This window comes from Janthinobacterium sp. SUN118 (assembly GCF_030397695.1).
Classification (GTDB): Bacteria; Pseudomonadota; Gammaproteobacteria; order Burkholderiales; family Burkholderiaceae_D; genus Janthinobacterium.
Genome location: NZ_JAPUBV010000001.1, coordinates 3081074 through 3103419, shown reverse-complemented (window position 1 = coordinate 3103419; position 22346 = coordinate 3081074). Strand labels below are relative to the sequence as shown.

Annotated in this window: 24 protein-coding genes; 13 read left to right on the top strand and 11 right to left on the bottom strand. The window is 65.7% G+C overall.

The genetic code is table 11. The features are described from left to right. The first annotated feature begins 4 nt into the window (after positions 1–4). From O0880_RS13930 to O0880_RS13920, 3 genes are read left to right on the top strand one after another with little or no spacing between them, the layout of a single operon-like run. Entirely contained in the window at positions 5–634 is a 630-nt protein-coding gene (locus O0880_RS13930) for an NAD(P)H-binding protein (RefSeq protein WP_289886988.1), read from the top strand. Between the two features lie 47 nt (positions 635–681). Beyond that, complete coding sequence (locus tag O0880_RS13925; protein WP_289886987.1) at positions 682–1152, top strand: GNAT family N-acetyltransferase; 471 nt, start codon at positions 682–684, stop codon at positions 1150–1152. Continuing rightward, positions 1153–1737 (top strand): flavin reductase family protein, encoded by a 585-nt coding sequence (locus tag O0880_RS13920; RefSeq protein WP_289886985.1) that lies wholly within the window; start codon positions 1153–1155, stop codon positions 1735–1737. Here O0880_RS13920 and O0880_RS13915 read toward each other — a convergent pair whose 3' ends face one another. The 4 genes from O0880_RS13915 to O0880_RS13900 all read right to left on the bottom strand — a co-directional run bounded on the left by O0880_RS13915 (position 1738) and on the right by O0880_RS13900 (position 5282). Next, positions 1738–2658: a DUF2145 domain-containing protein gene (locus tag O0880_RS13915; protein ID WP_289886984.1), complete on the bottom strand. Its 921-nt coding sequence runs from the start codon at positions 2656–2658 to the stop codon at positions 1738–1740. Between the two features lie 20 nt (positions 2659–2678). Then, positions 2679–3110 (bottom strand): hypothetical protein, encoded by a 432-nt coding sequence (locus O0880_RS13910; protein WP_071323880.1) that lies wholly within the window; start codon positions 3108–3110, stop codon positions 2679–2681. A gap of 111 nt (positions 3111–3221) precedes the next feature. Continuing rightward, on the bottom strand, positions 3222–4055 hold the full coding sequence (locus O0880_RS13905; protein ID WP_071323879.1) for an HDOD domain-containing protein: 834 nt from the start codon (positions 4053–4055) through the stop codon (positions 3222–3224). 129 nt (positions 4056–4184) lie between these two features. Beyond that, a complete protein-coding gene (locus O0880_RS13900; RefSeq protein ID WP_289886983.1) occupies positions 4185–5282 on the bottom strand; it encodes an acyl-CoA dehydrogenase in 1098 nt (365 codons plus the stop codon). Positions 5283–5459: 177 nt separating this feature from the next. Here O0880_RS13900 and O0880_RS13895 point away from each other — a divergent pair, with 177 nt between their 5' ends. Then, complete coding sequence (locus O0880_RS13895; RefSeq protein ID WP_071323877.1) at positions 5460–5906, top strand: PaaI family thioesterase; 447 nt, start codon at positions 5460–5462, stop codon at positions 5904–5906. Between the two features lie 21 nt (positions 5907–5927). Here the strand turns inward: O0880_RS13895 and gstA are convergent, their stop codons facing one another. Together gstA and O0880_RS13885 are read right to left on the bottom strand one after the other, a co-directional pair. Further along, a complete protein-coding gene (gstA, locus tag O0880_RS13890; protein ID WP_289886981.1) occupies positions 5928–6536 on the bottom strand; it encodes a glutathione transferase GstA in 609 nt (202 codons plus the stop codon). Between the two features lie 272 nt (positions 6537–6808). Continuing rightward, entirely contained in the window at positions 6809–7672 is an 864-nt protein-coding gene (locus tag O0880_RS13885; protein WP_289886980.1) for a LysR substrate-binding domain-containing protein, read from the bottom strand. A 145-nt stretch (positions 7673–7817) separates the two neighbouring features. On the opposite strand from O0880_RS13885, the gene O0880_RS13880 reads away from it, so the two are divergent. Beyond that, a complete protein-coding gene (locus O0880_RS13880) occupies positions 7818–9344 on the top strand; it encodes an MFS transporter (protein WP_289886979.1) in 1527 nt (508 codons plus the stop codon). A gap of 64 nt (positions 9345–9408) precedes the next feature. Beyond that, positions 9409–10206 (top strand): hypothetical protein, encoded by a 798-nt coding sequence (locus O0880_RS13875; RefSeq protein ID WP_289886978.1) that lies wholly within the window; start codon positions 9409–9411, stop codon positions 10204–10206. Positions 10207–10331: 125 nt separating this feature from the next. Here the strand turns inward: O0880_RS13875 and O0880_RS13870 are convergent, their stop codons facing one another. Further along, a complete protein-coding gene (locus O0880_RS13870) occupies positions 10332–10856 on the bottom strand; it encodes a nuclear transport factor 2 family protein (RefSeq protein ID WP_289886977.1) in 525 nt (174 codons plus the stop codon). Between the two features lie 546 nt (positions 10857–11402). Between O0880_RS13870 and O0880_RS13865 the strand changes: the two genes are divergently transcribed. Continuing rightward, positions 11403–11993, top strand: a complete 591-nt coding sequence (locus O0880_RS13865; RefSeq protein WP_289886976.1) for a hypothetical protein — start codon at positions 11403–11405, stop codon at positions 11991–11993. 1020 nt (positions 11994–13013) lie between these two features. Further along, entirely contained in the window at positions 13014–13529 is a 516-nt protein-coding gene (locus tag O0880_RS13860) for a phospholipase D family protein (protein ID WP_354669892.1), read from the top strand. Here O0880_RS13860 and O0880_RS13855 read toward each other — a convergent pair whose 3' ends face one another. After that, entirely contained in the window at positions 13530–14426 is an 897-nt protein-coding gene (locus O0880_RS13855; protein WP_289886975.1) for a LysR family transcriptional regulator, read from the bottom strand. 129 nt (positions 14427–14555) lie between these two features. Between O0880_RS13855 and O0880_RS13850 the strand changes: the two genes are divergently transcribed. After that, positions 14556–15728, top strand: a complete 1173-nt coding sequence (locus O0880_RS13850; RefSeq protein ID WP_289886974.1) for an agmatine deiminase family protein — start codon at positions 14556–14558, stop codon at positions 15726–15728. A 12-nt stretch (positions 15729–15740) separates the two neighbouring features. Continuing rightward, positions 15741–16832 carry an agmatine deiminase family protein gene (locus O0880_RS13845; RefSeq protein WP_289886973.1) on the top strand — a complete coding sequence of 364 codons (1092 nt, stop codon included), beginning with the start codon at positions 15741–15743 and terminating at the stop codon, positions 16830–16832. 93 nt (positions 16833–16925) lie between these two features. Here O0880_RS13845 and O0880_RS13840 read toward each other — a convergent pair whose 3' ends face one another. The 3 genes from O0880_RS13840 to O0880_RS13830 are packed head-to-tail and all read right to left on the bottom strand — an operon-like array spanning position 16926 to position 19803. Further along, positions 16926–17978 (bottom strand): serine hydrolase domain-containing protein, encoded by a 1053-nt coding sequence (locus tag O0880_RS13840; RefSeq protein WP_289886972.1) that lies wholly within the window; start codon positions 17976–17978, stop codon positions 16926–16928. Next, complete coding sequence (locus O0880_RS13835; protein WP_289886971.1) at positions 17975–18790, bottom strand: alpha/beta hydrolase; 816 nt, start codon at positions 18788–18790, stop codon at positions 17975–17977. The genes O0880_RS13840 and O0880_RS13835 overlap by 4 nt, the downstream gene beginning before the upstream one ends. Further along, the gene (locus O0880_RS13830; RefSeq protein WP_289886970.1) at positions 18787–19803 is read right to left on the bottom strand and encodes a M14 family zinc carboxypeptidase; all 1017 of its coding nucleotides are present in this window, start codon (positions 19801–19803) and stop codon (positions 18787–18789) included. The genes O0880_RS13835 and O0880_RS13830 overlap by 4 nt, the downstream gene beginning before the upstream one ends. 208 nt (positions 19804–20011) lie before the next feature. Here O0880_RS13830 and O0880_RS13825 point away from each other — a divergent pair, with 208 nt between their 5' ends. Genes O0880_RS13825 through O0880_RS13815 form a run of 3 tightly spaced genes read left to right on the top strand, consistent with a single transcriptional unit; the run spans position 20012 to position 22307 of the window. Then, positions 20012–20737, top strand: coding sequence for a hypothetical protein (locus tag O0880_RS13825; RefSeq protein ID WP_289886969.1), 726 nt, complete (start codon positions 20012–20014; stop codon positions 20735–20737). After that, the gene (locus tag O0880_RS13820; protein WP_156894832.1) at positions 20734–21309 is read left to right on the top strand and encodes an RNA polymerase sigma factor; all 576 of its coding nucleotides are present in this window, start codon (positions 20734–20736) and stop codon (positions 21307–21309) included. Before O0880_RS13825 ends, O0880_RS13820 begins: the two co-directional genes overlap by 4 nt. 8 nt (positions 21310–21317) lie before the next feature. Then, positions 21318–22307 (top strand): FecR domain-containing protein, encoded by a 990-nt coding sequence (locus O0880_RS13815; protein ID WP_289886968.1) that lies wholly within the window; start codon positions 21318–21320, stop codon positions 22305–22307. Positions 22308–22346: the final 39 nt, after the last annotated feature.

The window sequence follows — 22346 nt, the reverse complement described above, 5'->3', positions numbered from 1 at the left end:
AAGCATGCAATTGATACTGATAGGGGCCACGGGCCTGGTGGGACGCGCAGTGCTGCGCCTGGCGCTGGCCGATGCGCGCGTGACGGGCGTCGTGGCGCCGTCGCGGCGGGCCTTGCCGGCGCAGCCGAAACTGCAGGCGCCCGTCGTCGACTTCGACCGCTTGCCGGCCGACGCGCCGTGGTGGCAGGCGGACGCCGTCATCTGCACCCTGGGCACGACCATGAAAGTGGCCGGCACGCGGCAGGTGTTCAGGCGCGTCGACCATGACTATCCGCTGGCCGCGGCGCGCCTGGCGCTGGCGGCCGGCGCGCGCGCGTATGTCTTGAATTCGGCGGCCGGCGCCAACGCGTCTTCGCGCATCTTTTATAACCGCGTCAAGGGCGAGCTGGAACGCGACCTCGAGCAGCTGGGCTTTGCCTCGCTCACGCACGTGCGTCCCGGCCTGATCGGCGGCGAGCGCGAGGTGGCGCGCGCGGGCGAGGGCGCCGCCTTGCGCATCCTGCGCGTGCTGGGCCCCATGCTGCCGCCGCGCTGGCGCATCAATCCGGCGCCGCGCATCGCCAGCGCCTTGCTGGAAGCGGCCATCGCCGCCGCGCCGGGCGTGCACGTGGTGGCCTCCGACAGATTGCTGTGAACGCGCGCGCCGTATAATTCCCGTTCCTTGACTTGCGAGTACAGACTATGCAGACAGTACGTCCTTACCTGGCCAGTGACCGCGATGCCTGCCTGGCCCTCTTCGACGGCAACACGCCGCGTTTTTTCGACCCCTCGGAGCGCGTCCGCTTTGCCGCCTGGCTCGATGCATCGGCGCACCCCTATTTCGTCATCGAGCGCGTCATCGACGGTGATGCGCGCATCGTCGCCTGCGGCGGCCATGCGCTCGAGGCGGACGGCACCGTGGCCAGCCTGTCCTGGGGCATGGTGGCGCAGCACTTGCATGGCCAGGGTCTGGGCCACGCGCTGACGCAGGCGCGCCTCGATGCCATCGGCGCCATGCCGCAGGTGAGCAGCGTGAACATGAATACCAGCCAGCACACGCAGCAGTTTTATGCACGCTTCGGCTTCGTGCCCGTGAAGGTGACGCCGGATGGCATCGGGCCCGGCCTCGACCAGTGGGACATGGTCTTGCAATTGCCCGCGGAGCGGGCGTAGATGGCCGCCGCCGACAGCCATGTCGCTGCGGTGCCGCTGGAAAAGGCGTATCGATTGCTCAACCATGGTCCCTCCATCCTCGTCTCGGCGCGCCATGGCGGCGTGGACAACGTGATGGCGGCGGCCTGGGCCTGCGCGCTCGACTTCGCGCCGCCGAAGCTGACCGTGGTGCTGGACAAGGCCACGCGCACGCGCGCGCTGGTCGAAGGCAGCGGCACTTTCGTGATCCAGGTGCCGACGGCGGCGCAGCTGCAGCTCACGCATGCCGTCGGCACGCACAGCCTCGACGCGCAGCCGGACAAGCTGGCGCGCGCCGGCGTGCAGCTGTTTCAACGCGAGGGGTTCGATATGCCATTCGTGGCCGGATGCTCGGCCTGGCTGGCCTGCCGCCTGATCCCCGAGCCGCACAACCAGGGAGCGTACGACCTGTTCATCGGCGAAGTGGTGGGCGCCTGGGCCGACACGCGCGTGTTCCGCGACGGCCACTGGCATTTCGAGGATGCCGGTCCGGAGTGGCGCAGCCTGCATTACATCGCGGGCGGGCGCTTCTATGCGATCGGCGAGGCGCTCGACGCGGCTACGTAATCAATCGAGGGCGATGACGCGGTCGTTCGCGCCCGGCACGCAACCGTCGGCGATGGCTTCCCAGCCCCGGTGCACCACCACCTGCTTGCCGTCGTGGCAGATTTCCACGCGTTCGCTGGCGGGCAGGCGCTGGCGCGCGAACGCTTCCAGGCTGGCCGGCAGGCTCACTTGCAGCCGCATCGTGCCGATGGCTTCGCGCGGGTGGTCGTCCATGTGCACGAGCGGTACGAAGACGGAACCGAGCATCAGCCAGCGCGAGCCCACGTCGACGGGTGCGGGCGCATACGGCGCGGCGCGCAGCCAGTCCTGGGCGCGGGCGCGCAAGTCGCTGCCTGCGGCCAGCTCGCCCCAGGCGGAGGCCAGCAATTCCACCACCCACTGGTTGCAATTCTGGTATTTCAAATCATAGGCATAGGCGTTGGCGCTGTAGCGTCCCGCCAGCAGTTGCTGCACGCGCACGGGGTCGAGCAGGGCGCGGCGCAGGGGCGCCACCGTCTCCGCCGGCAGTTTTACCAGCGCGATGTAGCCGAGCGAGGGATTGTCCGTGCCCATGGCGAAACCGGCCGTGCCCTGGTCGAAGATGCGCGGACGGCCTTCGTCGCAGGCGTAGTACAGCTGGCGCGCGGACCAGCCGCCGTCATCGTCATGGCGCCAGGCCAGCGCCGCGTGCGAATAGCGGATGCCGAAGCGCGCCAGGTCCAGGCCCGAGCGGCTGATCAGCGCCACGCTGCCTTCGGTGGCGGCCAGCTCCTCGCGCACGACGGCGGCAAAGCGCAGCAGGCGGTCCTGTTCCGCGGCCGTGAGTTCCTGCGCGCGGTCGCAGAAGCGCGCGGAAGCGGGCGACGTGCCTGCATGCGCCGCGCCGGCGCCGCCGAATGCGGCGCAGACGGCCAGCAGCAGCGCCAGGCGGCGCGGGCGCACGCTTGACCTCAAACGCCGAATCAAAGGCTGACGGGACGCGTGGCCAGTTCGCCGTACCAGTCGTCGGCCAGCACGAGGAAGAAGGCGGCGCGCGTGTCGTTGCGCGAGAACTCGATGCCGTAGGCGCGGTTTTGCGCATACACCATGTCGCCCTGCGCCAGCTGCTGCTTGTCGAGGGCCGCTTGCGGCAAGTCCAGCACCAGCGGCGCTTGCGTGGCGTCGGCCCGCAGGGTGAGGCGCGTCATGCCGTCGCGGCCCGGCATGGCGGCCACGTCGATGATGCGGTAAGGGCCATTGGCCACCTTGTTGTCGCGCGACGAGCTGTTGCTCGAGCCGTTGAGCGAATCGGAAATGCTGCCGCTCGACTGGGAACCGGCGCTGGAGGCCGAGGAAACGAAGCTGTCGGCGTTGGCGTTGCACGCCATGGTCAGTGCTGCGGCCAGGCCGAGCATGCGTAAGGAGGTAGTCAAGGCAGTTTTCCAGTGAGCGGATGACGCATTAGTAATTGCAAATAAGGGGCAAGCCGGGGTCGTCCCGGCCTGCGCATCATAGCAGATCGGCCATCAGCTGAGCAGTACCGCGATCAGGCCCCTGGCCTCGGCCGAAGGCTGCTCGCGCAGCGTCTGCAGCACGGGGTCGCTGTCGAGGTAAGCTTGCAGCGGCGCGCTGACGGTGACGGACGCCTGCGGCAGGGGCGAGGGCACGGGCGCCAGCGCCTTGGCCAGCAGCAGGGTGTCGCGCAAGCCTTCCGGCGGCAGCATGATGGTCGAGCCGGGCAAGGCGACGATCGCGTCGGCCACGGACGGCGGCACGCCCAGCTGGCCCATCAGGCCGCGGCCGATGACTTCCAGCGCGGGCGCCATCTGCGTTTCCAACTGCGCGTACAGGCCCGGCGTCTTGTCGGCTTGCGCCAGCAAATAAAAGCCGGCTACCTCATGCACGATGCCGGCAAACAGGGCCGTATCGGCATCCGTGTCCGTGACGATGCTGGCAATTTCATGGGACAGCGCGGCCACGTGCACGGTGTGCGCCCACAGCTGGGTAGCCCGGCCGCGCAGCTCAGGGTCCTTGATGCCCGCATTCAGCTGGCGGATGACGGCCGCCGTCGCCAGCGAATACAGGTTGCGGTGACCCAGCCGTTCCACGGCCGCGCGCACGCTGGTGATGGCGGGCGCCATGCCGGGCGCGAACAGGGCCGAGTTGGCCAGGGCCACGGCGCGCGCCGACAAGGTCGGTTCGCACAGCAGCAAACGGCTGATCTCGGCCGAATGGCAATCGGGATTGGCCAGTTCCTTTTGCAGGAGCAAGGCCGTATTGACGCTGGTGGGAAAGGCCAGGGATTCCGTTTCGGCACTGGCCAGGAGTTGCGCCAGGCTGCTGAGGGTGTTGACGTGCATGGATAGGGGCCGCGAAATAGCAATGCTGAATATTATCAGGCTATGCGCGCCGGCACGCGTTTCGCTGCCGAACGGGCCATGATGAATGTCAAGCATGGCGGGCGGGCTGTTTGCGTTGACGGCTGAAAGCTACGGCAGCAGCAGCGCATGCTGGCTGGCCGTGTGGAAATCGCGCCAGACGCGGTTGATGGTGCTGTCTTCGCGGGCCGCGTACAGGCCGCAGTACGGATACAGATCGTCGACGGCCGCGCGCGCGGCGGCCACCAGGGCCAGCGAGCTGGCCTGCACGGCCTGCATGGCGTCCGCCTCCAGCGAGGAGCCGGCGGCAACCGTGGCCCAGCTGCCGTCGAGTTCGGCGTAAAAGCGCGCGCGGGCGGCCGCAAACGCATCCTGCTTGCTTTGTAATAAGTCCGCCACTGCCGGCACCTGCAGCAGCGGCAAGCCTGCGCGCGCGTGGCGGCGGTGGCGCATGCATGCTACGGCCAATTCCATGAAGTGGCTGGCCATGCCGGCCACGTTGGCCGCCAGGGTCACGTAAGCGAGTGAATAGAACGGGTAGCGGTAAAGGGGGCCATCGGCCGTCGCGGTGTCGGGACTGATCGTAAAACCATGCTCCTTGCCGAGCCACTGGCCGTCGATGCGGTAGCTGTGCGAGGCGCTGGCGCGCATGCCGAGGCTGTTCCATGAGGGCACCAGCTGCACCTGCGCGGCCGGCACGAGGAAGGCGCGGATGCGCGGTTTTCCTGCGTCATCGAGCAGGGGGACGCCGTTGGCGCGCAGCTGGGCGTTCAGGGTGAAGTGAGTCGCCATGGGCGCGCCGCTGGCGTAGTCCCAGCTGCCCGTGATGCGGTAGCCGTCGCCTTCCTCGTCCGCGTGGCCCGTGGCCGCGCCGCTGCCGCCCAGGCACACGCGCGGCGTGCCGATGATGCTGCGCGCCATTTCGGGGGCGAGGAAACCGGCGAACCAGCCGGCGCCCGCGCACAGGGTCAGCACCCAGCCCATGCTGCCGTCGACGGCGGCGACGGCTTCTTCCAGCCGCACCACCTGCGGCAGGGGCAGCTCGGCGCCGCCGGCGCTGCGCGGCGCCAGCATGCTCAGCCAGCCGCGCCGGTGCAGCAGCGCCTGCTGGGCAGGGTGCAGGAAGCGGGCGGCGTCGGCCGCCGGCGCATGGTGCGCGATGCGGCGCGCGTCGCGCTCGGAAAGGGGGGCTATGGCAGCGTGCGGCATGGGCAAGGTCCGGCAATGGCAAAGGCGGGCATTTTCGCATAGTGCGGCGTGTACGGGGTGGTTCGGGGTGGTTCGCCGTTGGTGCGCCGCTACCGGTGAGCATTGCCGCAGTCGGGCATAAGCAGGTACAGTGCATGATCTCTTGCCACGCAGCGCCTATCCTGAAAGCATACAACCATGGCCCATCTTCCGGACCCGCACTTCGCCGAGCGCGTGCGCGCCAGTTTTGACTTGCAAAATGCCATGACCTTGATCCAGGCCAGCCTGCCCGTGGTGGCGCATGGCAGCACGGAAATCCACGTGCCGCACTGGAGCGGCATCGAGCAGCAGCATGGCTTCGTGCATGGCGGCGTGGTGGGCATGATCGCCGATTCGGCCGCCGGCTATGCGGCCATGACGCTGGTGCCGGACGGCGCGTCCGTGCTGACGGTGGAATACAAGATGAATTTGCTGGCGCCCGCCGATGGCGAAAAGCTGATCGCGCGCGGCAAGGTGGTGCGGCCGGGCCGCACCCTGATCGTCACGCAGGCCGAAGTGTTCGCCGTCAAGGAGGGCCGGGAAACCTTGTGCGCGCTGATGCAGCAAACCATCATGGTGATGCACGGCAAGGCGGAAAGAACCTGAGTCCCGGCCAGCAAGACGGCGTCAGGCCGCCGTTTTCTCGGCCGCCAACGCCGCCTTGACGCTGTCGCGCTGGCCCACGCGGGCCAGGAAGGCTTGCACATTGGCCAGTGCGGACAAATCCACGCCCAGGTGCGGCGCCCAGCCCGTGATGACGAACAGGTAGGCGTCGGCCACCGTGAAGGTGTCGCCCGTCAGGTAGGACTGGCCTTCCAGGCGGCTATTGACCCATGCATATTTTTTGCTCAGTTGCTGGGTGAACAAGGCCTTCGCGGCCGCGTCGAGGCGGGGATCGAACAGGGGACTGAACGATTTGTGCAGCTCGGAGGTGATGTAGTTCTGCCATTCCAGCACCCTGTAGCGGGCAAAGTTGCCCACGGGCGGCAACAGCTCCTGCTTGCCGGCCTGTTCGGCGATGTACTGGGCGATGACGGGACCTTCGCTCAAGGTAGTCCCATCGTCGAGCGCCAGCAGCGGCACCTGGCCTTTCGGGCTGAGTTCGTAGTAATTGCCGCCTTCCTGCGTGCGGTGCTGGCCCAGGTCGACTTTCACCAGGGTGAACGGCGTGCCCGTTTCGCGCAGGATAATGTGGGGAGCCAGCGAGCAGGCGCCCGGAGAATAAAAGAGTTTCATGGCGATCCTTGAACAGGTGGGAAAGATGCCACTATAGTCCTGCGCTGCCGCACGGTAAATGCGTGTTCGTTCACTTCTTTGTTCACGCCCAGTAAAGGATTGCGCTGGCTCAAACCGCGGGATGGCGGCGCCGGCGATGGCCGGGACACCGTGTGTGCGCCGCGCGCCAGGCGCCGGGCCGGAACGACACAGCGGCCGGCGGCGGGGGGGCTGGGCGGTTCGGATACGGTCGACAAGGGCGCCGGCGGGGCGGGACAGCGGACGGCTTGAGCTCAGGCAGCGTGGCTGGCCGCGGACCACTCGCGCAGCAATTGGCCGAACGCCTCGGCCGCCGCCGTCTTGCTGGCGCTGCGCCAGAGCAGCTGGAACTGGGCGGCGGGCAGGGCGGGCAAGCCATGCTGGCCATCGATGACCACCATGCCCGCTTCCAGATCGCCTTGCGGCAGGGCCGTGATGGCCAGCCCGGCCAGCACGGCGGCGCGCAAGCCCTGCTGGCTGGGCGAGGTAAACGCCACGCGCCAGTCGAGCCCGGCGCCTTCGAGGGCATCGACGCCCACTTGCCGGTGCATGCAGGGCGCCGGCGAAAACGCCAGCGGCAGCGGCAGTGCGCCGTCATGGCTGAAATCCTGCGCCGCCGCCCAGACGAAGCGCGTGCGGCGCAGCACGGCCGCGTCCTCCTGGCTGCCGGCCAGGGCCATGACGACGGCCAGGTCCAGCGCATCGGCCGCCACCAGTTTCTGTAGGTCAAGATAGGTGCCCACCGTGACATCCATGCGCACGGCGGGAAACAGGCGCGCGAATTGCGCCAGCAGGGCAGGCAGGCGGGCGCCCATGAAATTTTCCGGCACGCCAAAGCGCACGGCGCCGGCAATCGAGGAGCGCTGGAAACGCCGCGACAGCGCATCCTGGGCCGCCAGGACCTGCCGCGCGTGGCGCAGGAAATCCTCGCCATCCTCGGTCAGGCGCAGGCGGCGCGTCGTGCGCACGAGCAGCGCGGTGCCGGCCTGTTCCTCCAGGCGGCGGATCTGGTGGCTGATGGCGGACTGGCTCAGGTGCAGCCGTTCGGCCGCGCGCGTGAAACCGCCCGTTTCCTGTACGGCGACAAAGGCGCGCAGCAATGCGGTATCGAAGTCCATGGCCTGTGGTCCTGATGATTCATGATGAAAATGAATGAATTGTACAAAATTTTATCATTTCCCTCATGAATCGGGGCTGCCTAGAATGGCGCGGCACAGGCATTTCTTGCCGGGTGCCTTAACCAATGACTTTGACTGGGCTTCGATGCTACTTTCTTCTACACAACAAAATCGCATGACACTGGCCGCCGTGTGCCTGGCTTCGCTCATGTTCGGCCTGGAAATTTCCAGCGTGCCCGTGATCCTGCCGACGCTGGAAACCGTGCTGCATGGCGACTTCAAGCAGTTGCAATGGATCATGAACGCCTACACGATCGCCTGCACCACGGTGTTGATGGCCACCGGCACCCTGGCCGACCGCTATGGCCGCAAACGCCTGTTTCTCGCCAGCCTGGCCCTGTTCGGCCTCAGTTCGCTCGTGTGCGGCTGGGCCGGCAGCACCGGCGTGCTGATCGCCGCGCGCTTCCTGCAAGGCATGGCCGGGGGCGCCATGCTGATCTGCCAGGTGGCCGTGCTGTCGCAGCAATTCCAGGCGGGCGCCGCGCGGGGCCGGGCGTTTGGTGCCTGGGGCATCGTCTTTGGCATCGGCCTGGGCTTTGGTCCCCTCATCGGCGCGGCCATCGTCGCACTATCAAATTGGCAATGGGTGTTCCTCGTGCACGGGCCGCTGGCGATTGTGACGCTGCTGCTGGTGTGGCTGGGCGTGCGCGAATCGCGCGACCCGCAGCGGCGCAAGCTCGACGTGGCGGGCATCGCCAGCTTGTCGCTGGGCGTGTTCAGCCTGGCGTGGTGCATCACGCAGGGGCCGGCGCTGGGTCTCACGGATCCGCGCAGCGTGGCCAGCCTGGCCGTGGCACTGCTCAGCCTGATGCTGTTTGCCGTCATCGAGCGGCGCCGGGCGGAACCGATGGTCGATTTTGCCGTGTTTCGCCTGCGCCGGTTTTCGGGCGCCTTGCTCGGTTCGGCAGGCATGAATTTCAGTTTCTGGCCTTTCATGATGTATTTGCCCCTGTACGTGCAAAATTGCCTCGGCTACAGCAGCGTGGGCACGGGCCTGACCTTGCTGGCCTACACCTTGCCCACCTTGCTCGTGCCGCCGCTGGCCGAGCGGCTGGCGCTGCGCTACCGGGCCGATGCGGTGATCCCCGCCGGCTTGCTGGCCATCGGCGCGGGTTTCCTGCTGATGCTGTGGGGCAGCCGCGCGGACGCCGCCAGCTGGCTGACGATCTTGCCCGGCTGCCTGCTGGCCGGCACGGGACTGGGCTTGACGAATACGCCCGTCACCAACACGACGACGGGCGCCGTGCCGAACGAACGCGCGGGCATGGCCTCGGGCATCGACATCAGCGCGCGCATGGTCAGCCTGTCCATCAATATCGCGCTGATGGGCTTTATCCTCGTCGAATCCATCCAGTCCGCCGTGCGCGCGCAGTTGCCTGCCGGCCTGGACGCCGCCGCGTTGCGGGCCGTGGCGGAAGGCTTGTCGGCAGGCAAGGGCGCTGGCGAACTGGGCTTGACGCTGCCGGCTGGCGCCGTGCGGCTGGCGCTGACGCAGGGTTTCGGCGCCGTGATGCTGTACGGCGGCGTGGCCGCCTGCCTGTTTGCCGCCGCCAGCTGGCTGGTGTTCGGCGTCAGGCGGGCGCAGCGCGTGGCCGGTCTGCCCATGCGCTAGCGTGCGGGCGGCTATAATCTGCGCACGTTGGCAAGTGTTGCGCAACGTCATTACGGAGCCGCACATGCACAAACTGATTTCTGAACTCAACCGCCTGTATCTGTTCGATGCACAGCAGCAGTATCTGGACGCGGAGGGCGGCGCGCAGCCGCTGACGCCGGCCGTGCTGGCGCGCCATCTGTCGGGCGAGCAGACGGTAGCGGTGCGGCTGGTTACCGATAGCGGCCTGGCGCGCGCGCTGGTGCTGGAGTTTGGCGGCAAGGGCGGCGGCGAAGCGCACTGGAGCGCGCTGTGCACGATCGCCAATGCCGTGCAGCATGAGCTGGACTTGCCGGCGCCTGCCGTCAGCATTTCGGGCACGGCGTTCCAGTTATGGCTGTCGCTGGCCACGCCCGTGCCCGTCGCCCAGGCGCGCCAGTTCGTGCAACTGCTGCGCGCGACTTTTTTGCCCGCATCGACCGAGATCCTCGCCGTGGCGCCGCCCGCCTACGTGGAGCAGGCGGCGCTGCCGCCATGCTTGCAGCCGTCGGGCAAGTGGGCTGCCTTTATCCACCCCAGCATGGGCGCCGCCTTCGTCGACGAGCCGGGCCTGGACATGCCGCCGCCGCCGACGGCACAGCTGGGCTTCCTGGAAAGCTTGCGCAGCATCAATCCGGCGCAGTTCGCGCAGGCGCTGGCGCAGCTGCAGGGGCATGCGGGGCTGGCCGAGGCAGTGCCTGCCGCCGTTCCCGCCGCCCCATCACCCGTGGTCACGCCCGCTCCCCAGCCAGGCTTGCTGTTGCAGGACGCCACGCTGGAAGACATCGTGCGCTGGCTGCATGCGCGCAACATCGAACCCACGTTCCGGCACCGGCTGCCATAGCCGCGGCATGCCTGGCCTGAGGTGAACAGGCAGTTCAGCCGGGCACACTACAATGGAGTCGGACGCAAGTGATATGGGCCGACATTCTGAAGGGGACTGGTTTTGTCGGTCTCCTTTGTCCATTGCTAGTTGGGTGCCGAATGCGCGTAGCTGATGATGCGCGAGACACGCCATTGCTTGCCATCCTGCTGCCAAATATGCATGAATTTCGCCACAGTCGTCAATTTTTCCGGTTTGCCCGGCAGAGTCCTGTAAAAATTATGCGTGCCAATTTCAACGGCGCCATAATTTTTAATTGGATAGACTTCAAGACTAGCCTTGACTAATTCACGCCGCAGCTCACCGTTTTTCGATTGCTCGGCACAGCGCATTTTCAAGCCTTCCGCCTGAGAATCGGCCGATAGCATGAGGCCACCTTCGTCATGGTAAAACTCGACATCCGGAGTCAGGTAGTTTGTAAATGCGGCGACATCGCAGGCATTGAAAGCAGCGAACAAGGCTACGTCCATGTGTTCTATTTGCTTCTTTAATTGCTCCGGCGCTTTGGAAAACGATTGCTGATGTGCCGTTTCATTCGAAGTGGTGCAGGCAGCAAGAGCGGCGACCGACGCCACTACGAGGCAAGAGCGCGCGGATACAGATTTCCACATGAGTTGTTCCTTTTAGAACTGGATGAAAGTTATCGACGGCTGGCTGCCTCTATTTGTGAAGACCGATTTTAAGGGAAATGTGACATGCTTGATGTCAATTGCGACGGACTGCACGAATCGAGGGATGAGTTGCATCTCGGGTTTTTCAACAGGGGGCGTTGTATATCGCCGGACAGTGGCCGCAGCCAGATGCGGACGTTCGAATGGTTGTGTCTTGCCGCCTATTGCCTGATACCTTATCGTTTCCCGATTTTTACGATACCTTAATTTTTCTGCGATTATGCTCAACGCCAACTACACATCCGAAAACATCTGCCGGGCGCTTGGCCTTGGCGGCTTTGCAAACGATTGGCAACTGACCAAAGCTGAGGAGTGCATTCGCGTTCTGTTGGCACCAGCGTTTCATCGAGAGATCTGCATCTCTGTGTGCCGCCCGGCGCATGTGGTTTCTGTTTCAGTGGTAACGGCACTGTCTCAGGGTGGTGGCGTTGGCGCCCCGGATGAACCAAAAGCCAGCGGACAATTTTCAGGCTTGCAAGAGAGAGCATGATGCGTATAAGTAAAGTTGGAGTTTCGTTTTTTGCCTTGGTATTGCTTATTGCAGGATCTTATTTTTGGTCGCAGCGAATAGTGGAATTGAAAATTGCAGGGCTAACCTTTCGAGTTCCAAATCCTCAGATTATTATTGCTTCCGATGTTGGAAGGGATGCCGCTCCACTCGATAACACGGAAGGTGCGTTTTTGGAGATTCCCAATGGTCCTTATTTCGGCAAATGGGGTATTTTCCTGCAGTCCAGCATGGAAAGAAAAGGAAAAGGCTTTCCTTCTCCTTTCGATGCGATGGTTGACGAAGGGGACACTGCGAATGCGCTCAAAATGACGCAGTTTGGATGGTATCAATGCATCGATTCCTGCGGTCGGTATAATTGGTATTTCAGGAAAAGTCCTGAAAAAAATGATTCGGTATATACAATCGGCTCCATTATTTGCTACGAAACTGAAATCTGCCATTTGTACTTTTCGTACCGGGATGTCGACGTGAAGGTTTCTCTTCAGCACAGTAAAATTGAGAATGCTGGCGAAGTCATGCAGCAAGCCGCCATACTGGTGTCATCTCTTGCTGTTGCCGGGAAGTGAGTTGATGCGGCAGGCGGCAAGTCAAGCAGGGAGCCGCCGATAGGGACGAGCAATTTAGCTGCTGGATACCTGGAAATTGGCGCCAGCAAAATCGAAGCTGGATGCAGCGGCCTGATTGGCGTTGCGAATTGCCAAGGCACATTGTGAACGACTCTTTCGCAGGTGGCCAGCTGGACGCCGCGAGTTTGTTGGTGGCGGTGACAATAGGTTTATTACTGCCATGGGGCCGTATGCGGTTTGCTGCCGTCCTGCGCGATCCCCCGACTATTGCGGTAGTCATTTCACCTCACGGTGCGCAGTCAGCGGGCCAACGACGGCAACCGGCCAGGAACATGTGCCCCAGCCAGTATCTATCGTATTGAATAGACCGCAATAATCCGATATGGCCCAGGCCCGCATGCGGGAAATCCATTGTTTTCTACTGCCTGCCTGGCTACATGGAATGTATTGAATAGACAATGCTGATTGGCGGGAAGCGTCGCAGCGAAGGAATTGCACGAGAGGGACGAGCATTCCGGGGAGGTCTGGCACGTAAATAAGGTTACGTTGAAACTTTGCAAAACTTTGGTTTGAGGTAAGACAACGTTCAGTTCGAATGAGGACTCGGGTTCGAAAGTTCTCCATTCCCTGCTCTCACCGTCAAATTCTTCTTCGAATAGTTCATAGTAGAAGAGCTTGAGGCCGTCGAGTACAATCGCATTGTCGGCCGCCAGTTTGATCATGACGGACGGTGAGTCGAAAAACCAATATCCGTTGTGTTTCCAGTCGCTTATATGGTCCGCAAAGTTCGTGGAAACGCAAGCGCTCAGTGAGTAGGCGTCGCTAACGTTTGGTGCATGCAGCCATTCAGGTCGCGATGCCACGTCTTTGTAGCGATAAGCTATGGGGCGCATTTGGGCATGGCGAAGTTGTGCTTGTCTGCGCTGGGTGTAGCGTTTTATAGAATTCTACTCATTGAAACAGGGGAATGCCCGCGTGAAGAACATCCTGCTTGCCGTTGCGCTGTGCCTGGCCGCAGGCGTGTCGTCGGCGTCGCCAGTATCGCTTGCCGCCGACGCCGCCTCCACGGTCACCATCGAAAACGCGTTTTCGCCCGATGGCGGGGCGGAGGCGCTGGTGCTCAAGGTCATCGATAGCGCGGCGTCGACGATCCGGCTGGCCGCCTATTCGTTCAGCTCGCCCCATGTGGTCGAGGCCTTGCTGCGGGCGCGGCAGCGGGGCGTGGACGTCAGGGTGCTCGTCGATGCGCGGCGCAACGCGCGCAAGAACAGCCGGGCCGCCTTGAACCGCCTTGTCGATGCGGGTATTCCCACCCGTATCATTTCCCGCTACGCGCTGCATCACGACAAGTACATCGTTGCCGATGGCGTGAGCGTGCAGAACGGCAGCTTCAACTACACGGCCGATGCCGCTACCGCCAACAGCGAAAATGTGCTCGTCGTGTGGCAGAGCGCGCGCCTGGCGCAATCGTACCTGGCGCACTGGGAAAACCGCTGGGCCAGCGGCCTCGACTATGCGCGCGTGCCGCAGCCCTGATCATTGCTCCTGCGCCGCGCCTTGCGCGCGCAGCCAGTCGAATACTTGCCCGACGATGGGCGAACGCGGATGTTCCGCCACGCCTGACAGCCACCAGGTGGCGCCCGGCACCCTGGGGTAAGCGGGCAACAGGTGCAGCAGGCCGCGCGCCAGGCTGGCATCGACCAGCAGGCGCGGCAGGCAGGCGATGCCGCGCCCGTCGAGCGTGGCGTCCAGCAGCAGGCGCGCGTCGTCGTAGATGGCCCGCTTGCGAAAGCGCGCCAGCGGGCCCAGGAACAGGGGCGCCGTCGCGTCGCCCGTCAGGCTTTCTTCCAGACACACCAGATCCGCGTGCAGGTGATGCGCCTCCTGCGGCATGCCGGCCAGCCGCGCCGCCAGCTCGCTGTTGGCGACCAATACCCATTCATCGTGCAGCAGGGGGATTTCCTGCAAGTCCTGCTGCAGCAGGGGACGGTCGCCGATGGCGATATCGACGTCGATTTCATCGACGAAGCGGGCGCTCTCGTCCACTGACAGCAGCAGGCACAGTTCGGGCAGCTGCGCCTCCAGCGCGCGCAGCCGGGGCTGCAGCCAGCCGTGCAGCAGGGGCGCCGGACACACGAGCACCACGAGGCCCGGATCGAGATAGGTGGCGATGCGTCCCAGGCCGCTGCGCAGCACGGTCATCGAGCGCTGCACGCTGCGCAGCAGCACTTCGCCGGCCACCGTCAGCTCCACGCCCCGTCCGGCGCGACGGAACAGCGGCTGCTTGACCTGTTCTTCCAGCAATTGCACCTGGTGGCTGATGGCCGACTGCGTCACGTGCAGCTCGTCGGCCGCGCGCGAGAAATTGCCGTGACGGGCCGCCGCCTCAAAGCCCATCAACAACTTCAGCGAAGGAATGCGATGTTCTGACATATGAGAAAAGTTAATGAATTAAGGCAAATCATATCATTTGTTTTCATGTCTTGATCGGCCGACAATGCTCTCCATCCCGAGACGCCAGCTATGGCGCGCGGCAATCTTGTTAATGAATAAAGGATGGATATGCACACACGTCGATATTTCTTGCGTCATTGCATGGTGGGCGGCAGCGCGCTGGCCATGGGCGGCTTGCTGGCCGGCTGCGGCGGTGGCGCCGAGGGCGGGCCGGGCACAGGTCCCACCGCGCCATTGCCGCCGATCAATAGTGGCGGCAACGGAGGCCTGCCTCAGGCCGACGGCTGGCGCATGCCCGACGAGGCCGAATCCCACAAGGCGACATGGATGGCGTACGGCGCCTCGAACGCCATCTGGACGCGCGCGCAAGTGCCGCAGGTGCAGCTGGCGCTGGTGCGCATCGCCAACGCCATCGCCGCGCACGAACCTGTCAACATGCTGGTGCGTCCAGCCGAACTGACCAGCGCGCGGCAATTGCTCGATGCGGGCGTCACCCTGATTCCCGCCGAGCTGGACGATTTATGGATGCGCGACACGGGGCCCGTCTTCGTGCGCAAGCCGAACGGAGAGCGGGCCGGCGTGAAATTCAACTTCAATGGCTGGGGCAACAAGCAGCAATCGGGCAAGGATGGCGTGGTGGCCGACGTCGTCGCCGCCCAGGCCCGGGTGCCGCTGCTGTCCACGCGCCTGGTGCTGGAAGGGGGCGCGCTGGAAGTGGACGGCAAGGGCACGGCCATCATCACGGAAAGTTGCGTGCTGAATAGCAACCGCAATCCGGGCTGGAGCAAGGCCGATTGCGAGGCTGAACTGTTGCGCCTGCTGGGCATCCGTAAGGTGATCTGGCTGCCTGGCATCAAGAACCAGGACATCACGGACGCCCACACGGATTTCTACGCCCGCTTCGTGCGTCCCGGCGTGGTGGCGGCGCACCGCGAGATGGACACGGAATCGTACGACCATGCGCTGACGCGGCGCCACCTGAAGATCCTGCGCGGTGCCACCGATGCGGATAACCAGCCGCTGCAGATCGTCGTCGTCGATGGTCCCGGCCAGATTCGGCCAGGAAACAATCCAAATACCTTCGCCGCCGGCTATATCAATTACTATGCCACCAGGAGCGCCATTTTCATCCCCGAATTCGGCGATGCGCAGGCCGATGCCCGGGCCAGGGCGCAATATATGGAACTGTATCCGGGGCGCGCCGTGATCCAGATCAATATCGACCCCATCGCGGCCGGTGGTGGCGGCATCCATTGCACCACGCAGCAGGAAATTGGATAAAAGGAGAACAGCATGCTACGACGACACTTCCTGACTGGCGCCCTGGGCCTGGCGGCCGGCGCCGCCAGCGGCCTGCCTGCCATGCCCGCCCTGGCGGCGGGCGCGGGCTGGCGCATGCCCGACGAAGGCGAGCGCCACTCCGCCACCTGGATGGCGTTCGGCGCCAACGACGAGGTGTGGGGCGAGCGCCTGAAGGCGGGCGCGCAAGCGAACCTGGCGCGCATCGCGCAGGCGATTGCCAGCGTCGAGCCCGTGCACATGCTCGTCAACGAGGAGGACTACGACGTGGCGGCGCGCCTGTGCGGCAGCAAGGTCAGGCTGCTGGTGCAGCCCATCGACGACCTGTGGATGCGCGACACGGGGCCCGTCTTCGTCAAGCAGGCGGGCGGCGCGCTGGCCGGCGTGAATTTCAATTTCAATGGCTGGGGCGAAAAGCAGGATTACGACGACGATGCGCTGGTGGCCGGTTTTGTTGCCGGGCGCGCCGGCGTGGCCGTGCTGGAAAGCAGCCTGGTGCTCGAAGGGGGCGGCATCGAAGTCGATGGCCAGGGCACGGCCATCATCACGGAAAGCTGCGTGCTCAACGCCAACCGCAACCCTGGCGTGAGCAAGGCCGCATGCGAGCGGGAGCTGCGCCGGCTGCTGAGCATCGAAAAAGTCATCTGGCTGCCCGGCATCGCCGGCCAGGACATCACGGATGGCCACACGGATTTCTATGCGCGCTTCTGCGCGCCCGGCGTCGTCGCGGCCGGCTTTGAAAGCGACCCGACGTCGCCCGAACGGGCCGTCACGCAGCGCCACCTCGACATCCTGCGCAAGGCGACCGACGCCCGCGGCCGGCCGCTGCACGTGGTGGTCTTGCCGGGGCCGGGCCATGTGCGCCCGCAGTATGAAAACAAGGACTTTGCCGCCGGCTACATCAATTTCTATGTCTGCAACGGCGCCGTGCTGTGCCCGGAATTCGGCGATGCGACAGCCGACCGCAATACCAAGGCCATCTTGCGCGAGCAATTCCCGGGGCGCGACATCGTGCAACTGAATATCGACGCCATCGCGGCCGGCGGCGGCGGCATCCACTGCACCACGCAGCAGCAGCCGGCGTGAGGGCCAGGCCGGCAGGCGTGTCGTTGTCCGTCCCTTGCATGGGAACGGCGGCGACGGCGCCGCCGGCTCGGCAGGTCGCGCCTCATCCGCTGCTCATCCGCTGAACACGCAGCGCATGAAGTCGCGCCGCAGCCCGTTGATTCTGGCGGAATCGCGCGTGTAATACAGCTTGTTCGTCAGCAGCACGCCATAGCGGCCGCGCCGCGGGCTGAGCCACATTGCCGTGCCCGTGAAACCCAGGTGGCACCAGATGTCGTCCCCGGGTTCCGTGCCTGCCGCCGGATGCCAGAACAGCCCGCGCGCGGGATGCAGCGCGCCCGTCTGCACTGTCAGCGAAGCGCTTACCCAGCCGGCATCGAATGCCCCGCCGTGCTGCCCTGTCGATGTCGCCAGCATTGTCTGCAGGAAGCGTTGCAGGTCGAACACGTTTGAAAACAGCCCGGCAATGCCGCACACGCCGCCCAGCAGCCGGGCCGAAAAATCATGCACGACGCCGCACAGGTGGGCACCGGCCTGCTCGCAGTACTCGGTGGGCGCGACCAGCTGGCCGTGGCGCGGCGCCACCGGGCCGAAGCCCGTGGCGGCCATGCCCAGCGGCCGCAAAATGTACTCTGCAAGCGCCTCGTCCAGCGGCATGCCCAGCAGCCGCTCGATGACAAAGCCGAGGATCAGGGCCGCGCGGTCCGTGTAGTCCACGGCCACGCCGGGCCGGCCTTCCAGCGGCTCGCGCAGTACGCCGCGCACGATGTCCTCGCGCACCTCGCCGTAGCTGGCGCGCAGGCGCGCGCGCAGCGGCAAGCCCGCCGTATGGGTGAGCAGCTGGAAAATCGTCACCGGCCCCAGCGCATAGCCTGCCGTACCGGGCAGCACGTCGGCCAGGCGGCTGTCCAGGCGCAGCCGTTTCTGGCCCACCAGCCTGCCGGTCAGCGCCCATACGCTGACGATCTTGGTCAGCGAAGCGATGTCGAACAAGGTGTCGGCCCGCATCGCGGCGCTGGCGGGATCGGGCGTGAGCCGCCCGGCCGCGCCCGCCATACCGTGGTGGACGGAGCCCATGGCCCAGGCCGCGCCTGGAAAAACCTGGTCGTGCACGCCGCTTTCCACCAGCGCGGCCAGCTGGTCTGCAGGATCTGTCTGGTGTGTCATTTGCATGTTGACGGTGTCGTGCATGCCTGGTCATGGTCTGCCGCTGCCACCCCCAGCCAGCGTGCCAGCGACTGCGCCACCCATAGCCCCTCGTCGAGCGGCAAGTCGTGGCCCGCGTCGCCGTGGATCAGGCAGTCCGCTTGCCAGGCCCGCGCCAGGCGCAGCGAGCAGCGGTGGTCGACCAGTTGATCTTGCGCGCCGGCCATCACCAGCACCGGCATGGCGGGACGAGTGGCAGGGGCGCGGTAGCGGGCGGCCGACAGCAGCTGGCGCAGCGCATTGCGGCGGCTGACCGGGTATTGCTGCTGGTAGCCGAGCCAGTCGGCCAACAGGGTGGGGTTGCCTTGCGCATGTCTGCGGCTGGTCAGGCGCAGGATCAGCGCTTCCTGGCTGCGTTGGTCGCCCAGCAGCAGCTGGCGCAGCAGCGCGCCGTAGTTTTGCCAGCGCAGCCGCCGGTAAAACGGACTGTAGGGCCGCATGCTGGTGTTGAGCAGCACGCAGCGGGCCACTTCCTGCGGATAGCGGTGCGCCCATTCCACGGCCACCATGCCGCCCAGCGACAGGGCCAGCAGGCGGTAGGGCGGGGCGATTGCGCGCGCCAGCAAATCCTGGCGGCACGACTCCACCATCGCGGCCACGCGCGTGGCGCTGTCCTGCGCATGGCGTTGTCCGTTGCCGGGCAAGTCGGGCGTGACGATATGGGCGCCGGGCAGGGCGCGCGCCAGGGTGGCGGGGAAGGCGCCCCAGTGGCGCTGTTCGCGCATCAGGCCGCGCAGCAGGATCCAGTTTTCCTGCGTATTGATCTGCGTCATGATTCGTACCACTGCGCCAGCGCGCGCCGGCGCTGGGCCTTGTGCGCCAGGCCTTCCGGCACCCAGCGGCCGTGGCTGCTGGCGGCGCGCATGAGGAAGTCGAACCACACCAGGTGGCGCCGCAGCACGCGCTGCAGGCGGTGCGTGGCCGTCGGGTTGAAGATGCTGACCCGGTTGAACAGCTGGCGCGGGTTTTTCTTGACCCAGCGCCACGAGCCCATTTCCAGCGTCAGCGGCAGGAACACGCGTCCGCTGTAGCCGGTGCCGTTCAGGTACAGATAATCCCACAGGTCGCCATGCGTGCGGTATTGCCGGCTTTGCGGCTCGAACACATAGTCGTGGTTCGGATAGCTTTGACTGAACAGCTCTTCCAGCGCTCCGATCTCGGCCAGGTGCTGTATCGGCACCTTGGTATGCGCGTGGGGAAACCAGATGCGGTCGCGCAAGCCGAAGCCGGAATGGCAATCGAGGGCGATGCTGAACTGGCGCGACAGCAATTCGCGCTCGACGAAGTCGCATACGGCCTGGCTTTCCGCTTCCATGCTCGCGTCTTGCGCGCCCCGGTACCAGGGCAGGCGCGGACTGTAGCGTTGTCCGCCCAGCATGAACGGCACGCTTTCGCGCGCGCTCAGCGGGGCATTGCGCATCAGGTCGACGCCGTTCGGATTGCAGCGCGTGGCTTGCCACATGCCGCCCGGATTGACCAGCGGCATGAACACGAGGCGCATCGTTTCCAGTTGCTGGTGCAGGGTGGCATCCCAGCGCAGGCGCGCGATCAGGCTTTCCAGGAAGGACAGCAGTACTTGCGTGCCGATGCGCTCGAGGCCGTGGATGCCGCCGAAAAAGCCCAGCACGGGCACGTCCGGACCGGGGTTGCCCAGCGCAATGGTGTACACGGGAAATTCGCGCCCGTCCATGGCGACAGTGCAGGGCGCGGCCACTTCCAGGTGCTTGCCGCCCTCGTCGATGAGGCGTTTCAGCATGACCAGTTCGGGCAAATTCTTTTCGATCATTCGGCGTCGGAAAAGGAGAGTGACAGCCAGTGTAGCCGAAATCAGCAGCGTTCCCGACATCCCGCATGACGAAATTTATTGATGGCCGGCATGTCACGAAGCCGTCATGTTTGCTGTGTAGTCTATTGCAGTTGACGCAAGAATTTTAACTTGGCAATACCCCAATTTGCGCAGTTCCCCCTTCACACGATAGCGACAAGATAGCGATATGACAGGCAGCCCGGCATCCGTCCATGTGCTTGCGCTGGCGGGATACCTGGTGCTGCTGGGCTTCCTGGCCGCGGCGGGGCCCGTGCGGGCGCAGGCCGCCGACGCTCCTGTCTTCCAGTTCGATATCGCCGCGCAGAACCTCGGCGACGCGCTCGATCTCTACAGCCGCCGCACGGGCATCGCCGTGCTGATGGAGCAGCGCTACGCGCAGCGCCAGTCGGGCACCGTGCGCGGCGCGCATGCCGCCGGCGTGGCCCTGCAAGCCTTGCTCGAGGGCACGAGGCTGCAGGCGCGCCAGTCCGATGCCCAAGCCGTCATCGTGTATGCCCCGGCCGGCGCCGACTTGCCGCAGGCCGCCGTGGTGGCGGCCGCCGACATTCCTGGCGCCCTGCACGGCGGCGGCGACCATGCGGCCTACGTGAGCCGCCTGCAGCACGTTTTGCTGGGGCTGCTGTGCCGCGCGGCGCAGACGCGTCCCGGCGGCTACCGCCTGGCGCTGCAGCTGTACCTGAACCGCGCCGGCGTGGTGGACCGGGTGCAACTGCTCGACAGCACGGGCTTGCGCGCACGCGACACGGCCATCGCGCGCCTGGTGCTGGGCATGCGCGTGGGCGCGGCGCCGCTGCCGTCGATGCCGCAGCCCGTTTCCATCCTGCTGCTGCCGCAGGGGCCGGGCAGCGAAGTCGATTGCGCCGCCAGCGCGCCGGGAGGGGCCGCGCCATGAGCATGCCCGACCTGCGCACCAAACTGAAGCGGCACCTGAGTTCACGCTACGCCGTGCTGCGCTGGCGCCTCGAGCGCGTGGTCGGCTGCAAGCACCATGCGGCCGATGCGCTGCAGGAAACCTGGCTGCGCCTCGAAGCGATGGTGTCGCCGGGGCCGGCCTCCGCTCCCGTCCACAATCCCGACGCGTATCTCCTGCGCATGGCGGCCAATATCGCCACCGACGCCTATCGGCGCGACCGTATCATCGTCACGGAACGCGAACGCGAAGAGCTGATGCACATGGCCGACGAGAGCGGCGACGATATCGGCGACCCGGCGCGCATCGTTTCGGCGCGTCTCGACGTGCAGGCGCTGGACGCGGCGCTGGCCGGGCTGTCGCCGCGCCGCCGCGCCATCCTGACGGCGGCCCGGGTCGACGGCTTGCTCAACGCGGAGATCGCCGAGCGCTTCGGCATTTCCGTGGCGATGGTGAAGAAAGAATTGCAGGCCGCCATGCAACACTGTAAAACGTGCATGGCCGACGCCGAGGCCGTCCAGCGCAGCGATGTGTCGGGCCGCCGTAAATATTGATGAAACCCATGAATGCTCCTGACCCCGATCCACGCGGCCCCGCCGCCAGCGCCGATGACAGCGACGCGGCCATCGGCCGGCAAGCCGATGCCTGGTGGGCGCGGCTGCGCGGCGACGACTTTACGCGGGCCGACGCCGATGCCTTGCGCGCCTGGTGCGCGCGCAGCCCCGCGCATGCGCGCGCCTGGCGCGAGCTCAGGCAGCTGTGGCAGGCGCTCGACCCGGCGCTGCAAGGGGAGGCGCAGGCGGCCGCACCGCAGCGGGCGGCCGTGCTGGCGTTCCCGGCCCGGCCCGGACGCCGCGCCTTTCTCGGCGGCGCGCTGGCCGCCGGCGTCGCCGTGCTGGCCCTGCGACCGCCGCTGGGCGCCTGGCCATCGCTGCAGGAGCTCAGCGCCGATTACCGCACGGGTACGGGCGAGCAGCGGCAAGTGGCGCTGTCGCGCCAGCTGACGGTGCAGATGAACACGCAGACGCGCATCAATGTGCGGACGCAGGAAGCGATCGAACTGCTGGCCGGCGAGGCGGAAATCGTTGCCAGCGGTGCCAGCACGCCCGTGACCGTGGTGGCGGGCGAGGGACGCCTGCTGGCGCAATCGGCCCGCTTCAATGTGCGTCACACGGACGATGCCGTCTGCGTCACCTGCCTGGCGGGCGCCGTGGAAGTGGCCTGGCAACACCGCCGCCAGACCCTCGATGCGGGACAGCAACTGGTGTATGACGACAAGGCCATGCTGGCGGCCACGGCGGCGCCGGCGGGCGAGGCCAGCGCCTGGCGCACGGGGGCGCTGTCGTTCGCCGGCAAGCCGCTGTCCCATGTCGTCGATGAAATCAACCGCTACCGGCCGGGCAAGGTACTGCTGCGCAATGCCGAGCTGGGCCGCCGCCTCGTGCGCATGCGCTTTTCCATCGGCCAGACCGATGGCGCGCTGGCGATGATACGCGACCTGTACGGCGCGCAAATGACCAGCCTGCCGGGCGGCATCGTGCTGCTCAGCTGATGCGTTTTTCTTCGCGGCCGGGTTGATAGAAAATATTTT

Excerpts from the sequence above, each read along its gene's own strand:
- O0880_RS13930 (WP_289886988.1), top strand. The coding sequence starts at position 5 with ATGCAATTGATACTGATAGGGGCCACGGGCCTGGTGGGACGCGCAGTG.
- O0880_RS13925 (WP_289886987.1), top strand. The coding sequence starts at position 682 with ATGCAGACAGTACGTCCTTACCTGGCCAGTGACCGCGATGCCTGCCTG.
- O0880_RS13920 (WP_289886985.1), top strand. The coding sequence starts at position 1,153 with ATGGCCGCCGCCGACAGCCATGTCGCTGCGGTGCCGCTGGAAAAGGCG.
- O0880_RS13910 (WP_071323880.1), bottom strand. The coding sequence starts at position 3,110 with ATGCTCGGCCTGGCCGCAGCACTGACCATGGCGTGCAACGCCAACGCC.
- O0880_RS13905 (WP_071323879.1), bottom strand. The coding sequence starts at position 4,055 with ATGCACGTCAACACCCTCAGCAGCCTGGCGCAACTCCTGGCCAGTGCC.
- O0880_RS13900 (WP_289886983.1), bottom strand. The coding sequence starts at position 5,282 with ATGCCGCACGCTGCCATAGCCCCCCTTTCCGAGCGCGACGCGCGCCGC.
- O0880_RS13895 (WP_071323877.1), top strand. The coding sequence starts at position 5,460 with ATGGCCCATCTTCCGGACCCGCACTTCGCCGAGCGCGTGCGCGCCAGT.
- gstA (WP_289886981.1), bottom strand. The coding sequence starts at position 6,536 with ATGAAACTCTTTTATTCTCCGGGCGCCTGCTCGCTGGCTCCCCACATT.
- O0880_RS13885 (WP_289886980.1), bottom strand. The coding sequence starts at position 7,672 with ATGGACTTCGATACCGCATTGCTGCGCGCCTTTGTCGCCGTACAGGAA.
- O0880_RS13880 (WP_289886979.1), top strand. The coding sequence starts at position 7,818 with ATGCTACTTTCTTCTACACAACAAAATCGCATGACACTGGCCGCCGTG.
- O0880_RS13875 (WP_289886978.1), top strand. The coding sequence starts at position 9,409 with ATGCACAAACTGATTTCTGAACTCAACCGCCTGTATCTGTTCGATGCA.
- O0880_RS13870 (WP_289886977.1), bottom strand. The coding sequence starts at position 10,856 with ATGTGGAAATCTGTATCCGCGCGCTCTTGCCTCGTAGTGGCGTCGGTC.
- O0880_RS13865 (WP_289886976.1), top strand. The coding sequence starts at position 11,403 with ATGATGCGTATAAGTAAAGTTGGAGTTTCGTTTTTTGCCTTGGTATTG.
- O0880_RS13855 (WP_289886975.1), bottom strand. The coding sequence starts at position 14,426 with ATGTCAGAACATCGCATTCCTTCGCTGAAGTTGTTGATGGGCTTTGAG.
- O0880_RS13850 (WP_289886974.1), top strand. The coding sequence starts at position 14,556 with ATGCACACACGTCGATATTTCTTGCGTCATTGCATGGTGGGCGGCAGC.
- O0880_RS13845 (WP_289886973.1), top strand. The coding sequence starts at position 15,741 with ATGCTACGACGACACTTCCTGACTGGCGCCCTGGGCCTGGCGGCCGGC.
- O0880_RS13840 (WP_289886972.1), bottom strand. The coding sequence starts at position 17,978 with ATGACACACCAGACAGATCCTGCAGACCAGCTGGCCGCGCTGGTGGAA.
- O0880_RS13835 (WP_289886971.1), bottom strand. The coding sequence starts at position 18,790 with ATGACGCAGATCAATACGCAGGAAAACTGGATCCTGCTGCGCGGCCTG.
- O0880_RS13830 (WP_289886970.1), bottom strand. The coding sequence starts at position 19,803 with ATGATCGAAAAGAATTTGCCCGAACTGGTCATGCTGAAACGCCTCATC.
- O0880_RS13825 (WP_289886969.1), top strand. The coding sequence starts at position 20,012 with ATGACAGGCAGCCCGGCATCCGTCCATGTGCTTGCGCTGGCGGGATAC.
- O0880_RS13820 (WP_156894832.1), top strand. The coding sequence starts at position 20,734 with ATGAGCATGCCCGACCTGCGCACCAAACTGAAGCGGCACCTGAGTTCA.
- O0880_RS13815 (WP_289886968.1), top strand. The coding sequence starts at position 21,318 with ATGAATGCTCCTGACCCCGATCCACGCGGCCCCGCCGCCAGCGCCGAT.